Raw genomic sequence first — 5,323 nt, 5'->3', positions numbered from 1 at the left:
CGCCGCAGGCCCGATCGCCCAGCGGCCACCGCGGGTCGGCCCTGCCCGGCCGTCCCGCCGTCCCGGCCGTCCCGGCCGTCCCGCCGTCCCGCCGTGCCGGACCGTAGGCTGCGACCGTGACACCCGACCCGCACGACGCGCCCGCATCCGCCCCCGCCCCCGCCCTCCCGGCGATCCCCGCCGCCGCCGACCTCGACGCCCGCGACCCGCTCGCGCGCTTCCGCGACCTCTTCGTGGCGTCCGACGACGTGGTCGCGTACCTCGACGGCAACTCGCTCGGCCGCCCGACCCGCGCGTCCGTCGACCGGGTCGCCGGCTTCGTCCGCGACCAGTGGGGCGGCCGCCTCATCCGCGGCTGGGACGAGGACTGGCTGGCGATGCCCACGCGCATCGGCGACGACCTCGGCCGGGTGGCGCTCGGCGCGGCGGCCGGCCAGACGTTCATCGGCGACTCGACCACGGTGATCCTCTACAAGCTCGTGCGCGCCGCCGTCCGCGCGCGCCCCGGGCGCGACGAGCTCGTCATCGACACCGACAACTTCCCCACCGACCGCTTCGTGCTCGAGGGCGTCGCGGAGGAGTGCGGCATGACGATCCGCTGGATCGACGTGGCGCCCGACTCCGGGGTCACCCCGGGGCTCGTGGCCGAGGCGGTGGGGGAGCGGACCGCGCTCGTGGTGCTCAGCCAGGTCGCCTACCGCTCCGGGTTCCTCGCGGACGTGCCGGGGATCACGCGCGTCGTGCACGACGCGGGCGCCCTCGTGCTCTGGGACACCTGCCACTCGGTGGGCGTGATCCCGACGGAGCTCGACGCGTGGGGCGTCGACCTCGCCGTGGGCTGCAGCTACAAGTACCTCGACGGCGGCCCCGGCGCCCCCGCCCACGGCTACGTGCGGCGTGAGCTGCAGGCGGAGCTGCGGCAGCCGATCCAGGGCTGGATGGGCGCGCAGGACGTCTTCGCGATGGGTCCGGAGTACGTGCCCGCGGACGGGATCCGCCGCTTCCTCAGCGGCACCCCGCCGATCGTCGGCATGCTCGCGATGCAGGACATGATCGCCCTCATCGAGCAGGCGGGCATCGACGCGATCCGCGCCAAGTCGCTCGCGCTCACCCGGTTCGCCCTCGACCTCGTCGACCGCGACCTGGTGCCGCTCGGCGTCCGCGTCGCGAGCCCGCGGGAGGACGACCGCCGCGGCAGCCACGTGAGCGTCGACCACGAGCGCTTCCGCGACATCGTGGGCGCGCTCTGGGAGGAGGGCGTGATCCCCGACTTCCGCGCCCCGTCGGGCCTCCGCCTCGGTCTGAGCCCGCTGACCACCTCGTTCCGCGAGGTGGAGGCGGGCGTCGAGGCGATCCGGCGGCACCTGGCGGGCTGACGCGCCGGCCGGTGCCGGGGCCCGGGCCCCTACGGCAGGATCGCGTCCACGTACCCGCCGTCCACCCGCAGCGCCCCGCCGGTCGTCGCCGACGCCTGCCGCGACGCGAGGTAGACGCACATGTGGGCGATCTCCTCGGGCTCGATGAGCCGCTGGATGAGCGACTGCGGCCGGTGCCGCCGCATGAACTCGCGCTGGGCCTCCTCCCACGGGAGGTCGTCGCCCACGAGCTCCCGCGCGAACTCCTCGACGCCGCCGGTGTGCGTGGGACCGGCCATGACGCAGTTGACCGTGACGCCGGTCCCGGCCGCCGCCTTGGCGAAGCCGCGCGAGACGCCGAGGAGCGCGGTCTTGGAGACGCCGTAGTGGATCATCTCCGCCGGCGTCACGACGGCCGAGTCGCTCGCGATGTACTGCACGCGCCCCCAGCCGCGCGCCATCATGCCCGGCAGGTACGCGCGCGTGAGGCGCACGGCCGCGAGCACGTTGACCTCGAGGTAGCGGCGCCACTCGTCGTCGGTGATGGAGAGCGGGTCGGCGGAGCCGAAGATGCCGAGGTTGTTGACGAGCACGTCGACGTCCGGGAACAGCTCCACGGCGCGGGCAGCCCCGTCCTCGGTCGCGACGTCGGCGGCGAGCGACTCCACGCGCGCGTCCGGGTGCGCGGCGCGCAGGCGGTCGCGGGCGGCGCCGGTGCGCTCCGCGTCGCGGCCGTTGACGACCACGCGGGCACCCGCGTCGGCGAGGCCCTCCGCGATGGCGTACCCGATGCCCTGGGTGCTGCCCGTGACGAGGGCGGTGGATCCGGTGAGGTCGATGCGCATGCGGTGCCTTCCTGGCGGGTGGACGGGTGGACGGGCGGACGGGTGGACGGATGGACGGACGCGGACGGGAGACCCGGGCGGATCGCGCGCGGCGCCCGCTCAGTCCGCCCAGGCGCGCCGCGTGCTGCGGACGGGCTTCCCCGTGGCCGCGGCCTCGTGCATGAGGAGCGCGAGGTGGTGGTCCTGCGACGCCTCCGCGAGCGAGTTCGTGGAGGGTCCGCCGGCGGCGTGCGCGTGCATGTCGACGAGGCACTGCGCGATCGCGATCTCGTCGTCCGCGAGCCGTCCGGGCGCGAAGGGGTTCCGGTAGACCCACTCGCTGCCGAGCAGCAGGCCGCGGAGGTGGAGCCCCTCGAGGTTCCCGCCCTGGCCCGTCTCGACGCGCGTGATGTCGGCCCAGGTCGGCGTCGTGGCGTCGAGCAGCCAGCTCACGTGCTCGTCGACGATCTCGCCGCGCTCGCCGCGGACGAGGAGCCGGTTGCGGCGGATCCAGGAGAAGTACTGCCGGTCGCCGAAGTCGTGGACGCCGAGGCGGTCGCCGAAGTCGAAGCGCGCCGTGGTCTGCTCGGCCGTCACGATCTCCTCGCGCACGGGGTCGCCGTCGCGGTCGGGCCCGGCGACGATCGGGGACGAGAACCGGGAGGCCGTGATGGTCGCGTCCTCGAAGCCGATGCCGAGCGCCCGCCGCATCACGCGGACGCCGTGGTAGTCGTGGCACTGCGCGACGGTCGCCTGGCTCACCCGGCCGAGGCGGCCGGACGCGGCGATGGCGAGCTGCGCGGCGAGGAGCGGGGAGAGCGGGTACTGCTCGGCCACCTCGATCCGGGCGCCCTGCCGCACGAGCGCGTCGAGCCGCTCGAGGTCCTCCACCGTCTCGCCGGGCGGGGTCTCGGTGAGCACGGCGACCCCGCGGTCGACGAGGTCCGCGATCGCGTCCGGCGCGGCCGAGCGCGGAACCGACACGACGACGAACGACGGCTCCTCGGCGGCGAGCATCTCGGCGACCGTCCGGAAGGTGCGGATGCCCCACTCCGCCTCCAGCGCACGACCGGTGTCGGCGCTCCGCGTCACGAGCCCCGTGACGGCGAAGCGCGCGGGGAGGGCGCGGGCGATGCGCAGGAAGAAGGCGCTGCGCCAGCCGCTCCCCACGATTCCGAAGCGGATCTGCGGGGCGGGAGGCGCGGGACGGGGCATGGCCGCCAGCGTACGCGCGGCCCTCGGCGTGTCCGCGGGCGACGCCGCCCTGGAGTTCTCGCAGACGACTGGGGAATACTCGCGAGGGCCGGGAGGCTGTCCCGGATGCGAACGCTCCCGCGTGAGGCGCCTCACGGCTCCGTCGCAGGAGTAGTGCGGGCCCGGAGAGGGGACACGAGCATGGGGATCCAGACGAGCCTCGACCAGGTCGCGCAGGCCGCGCGCATCCTCGACGTGATGCAGGAGGCCGACGAGCTCACGGTCGCCGCCAGCCGCGACGGCGGCGGACGCGCGGTGCGCCTCCTCGCCCGCGCCGCCGAGGACCCCGCCGACCAGCTCACCGCGGTCGCCGCCATCCACGCGCTCGCGCAGGTCTTCGACGAGACCGCCGACCTCGCGCTCGTGGCGCTCCTCGACCACGACACCCGGTGGATCCGCGAGCACGCGGCCTGGGCGTTCGGCACCCGCCTCCCGCGCTTCGACGCGGTCGCGGGCCTCGTCGCCATGGTCGTCGAGGGCGGCTTCCCGGGCATGCTCGCCCAGCGCACGCTGCAGCAGTGGGCGGGCTCCAGCCCCGAGCACGTGTCCCTCGCGCTCGAGAGCGCGCTGCTCGGGATCCGCGGCGACGGCGCCCGGTCCCGCCTCGTGGAGACGGTCGGCCTCGTCGCGGGCCGCATCGCCCAGCGCGTGCTGCTCCGCGTGGTGCAGGACGGCGCGGAGGGCACGCTCACCCGGTGCGCCGCGGTCGCCGCGCTCGGCGACCGGCCGGCGAGCGTCACCGTGCTCGCCATCGTCTCCGACCTCGCCCGCGGCGACGACGACGTGGCCGCGGTCGCCCGCCTCGCGGTGCTCGACATCGCGCGCCAGCACGACGACCCGGTCGAGGCGCCCGCCCGCCCCGGCCTCACGGTCGTCCAGCTCTTCCTGCACGCCGACATCGACGCGGGCCTCACCCACGTCGGCGCGGGCGACAACGGCGGCATCGCGACGCTGCTGGTCCGCTTGGGCGACGCGCTGGTGGATCCGTCCGGAGCCGACGCCGCGGCCGCGGACGCCGACCCGCTCGACCCCCGTGCTGCGGACCGCGCCGTCGACCGCGTCATCACGCTGTCCCGCGGCACCCCCGACCAGACCCTCGCCTCCCTCGCCCGCGTCAACGCCGGCGCGGGCGGGCACGTCTTCGCGCACGTCCCGATGCTCGGCGGCCCGCGCTCGCTCCCCGAGGCGTGGCCGCACCGCGTCGAGGCCGAGCGGGGCATCCGCCGGGTGCTGCGCGCGGCCGGCCACGTGGACGCCGTGCACCTCCGCATGGCCGACGTCGGCACGCTCGCGGCGTCGACCGTCGCGCGCGAGCTGGGCATCCCCGTCGTCTTCACGGTCGCGCCGGATCCGCACGGCGTGGTCGACGCGCTCGACCGCTCGGGCGCCCTCACCCGCGACGGCTTCGGCGGCGTCGACGAGCGCGAGCACTACTGGTTCCGCGTGCGGCTCGTGCAGCGCCTGGCCGCGGACGCCGCGCACACCGTCCTCTTCCCGCGTCCGGAGCTGAGGCGCGACATGCGCCGCCTCGTCGGCATCGACGTGGACGCCCACCCGGAGCGCCACAGCGTCGTCGCCGAGGGCATCGACGTGTCCGCCATCGAGCGCTCCCGCGACGACGCGATGCTCGGCGCCGACGCGGACGGCGCCCCGGCGCGCGCCTTCGTCGAGCTCGACGAGCTGCTCGCGGCGCTCCCCGCCGAGCGGCGCGGCCTGCCGCTCGTCATCTCGGTCGGCCGCCTCGCGCGGGTCAAGGGCATGGCGTCGCTCGCGCAGGCGTGGGCGGCGGATCCCGCGCTCCGCTCCCGCGCGAACCTGCTCGTCGTCGGCGGCGACCTCGACGCGCCGAGCCCGGAGGAGCGCGACCAGGTGGCGCGCATCGCCGAGGCC

At 76.0% G+C, this 5,323-nt stretch carries 4 protein-coding genes; 2 read left to right on the top strand and 2 right to left on the bottom strand.

Features of this window, described 5'->3' with window-relative positions:
- Positions 1-116: 116 nt before the first annotated feature.
- Positions 117-1,376: an aminotransferase class V-fold PLP-dependent enzyme gene (locus Q6969_RS12660; RefSeq protein WP_317230751.1), complete on the top strand. Its 1,260-nt coding sequence runs from the start codon at positions 117-119 to the stop codon at positions 1,374-1,376.
- A 29-nt stretch (positions 1,377-1,405) separates the two neighbouring features.
- Here the strand turns inward: Q6969_RS12660 and Q6969_RS12655 are convergent, their stop codons facing one another.
- Together Q6969_RS12655 and Q6969_RS12650 are read right to left on the bottom strand one after the other, a co-directional pair.
- A complete protein-coding gene (locus Q6969_RS12655) occupies positions 1,406-2,200 on the bottom strand; it encodes an SDR family oxidoreductase (protein WP_317230750.1) in 795 nt (264 codons plus the stop codon).
- A 99-nt stretch (positions 2,201-2,299) separates the two neighbouring features.
- Positions 2,300-3,394, bottom strand: a complete 1,095-nt coding sequence (locus Q6969_RS12650) for a Gfo/Idh/MocA family oxidoreductase (protein WP_317230749.1) — start codon at positions 3,392-3,394, stop codon at positions 2,300-2,302.
- A gap of 180 nt (positions 3,395-3,574) precedes the next feature.
- Here Q6969_RS12650 and Q6969_RS12645 point away from each other — a divergent pair.
- Positions 3,575-5,323 (top strand): glycosyltransferase (locus Q6969_RS12645; protein WP_317230748.1); only part of this gene is annotated, 1,749 nt, incomplete at its 3' end.

Source organism: Clavibacter sp. MX14-G9D (genome assembly GCF_032917815.1).
Taxonomy (GTDB): domain Bacteria; phylum Actinomycetota; class Actinomycetes; order Actinomycetales; family Microbacteriaceae; genus Clavibacter; species Clavibacter michiganensis_K.
This window is presented reverse-complemented; position numbering and strand designations above follow the sequence as displayed.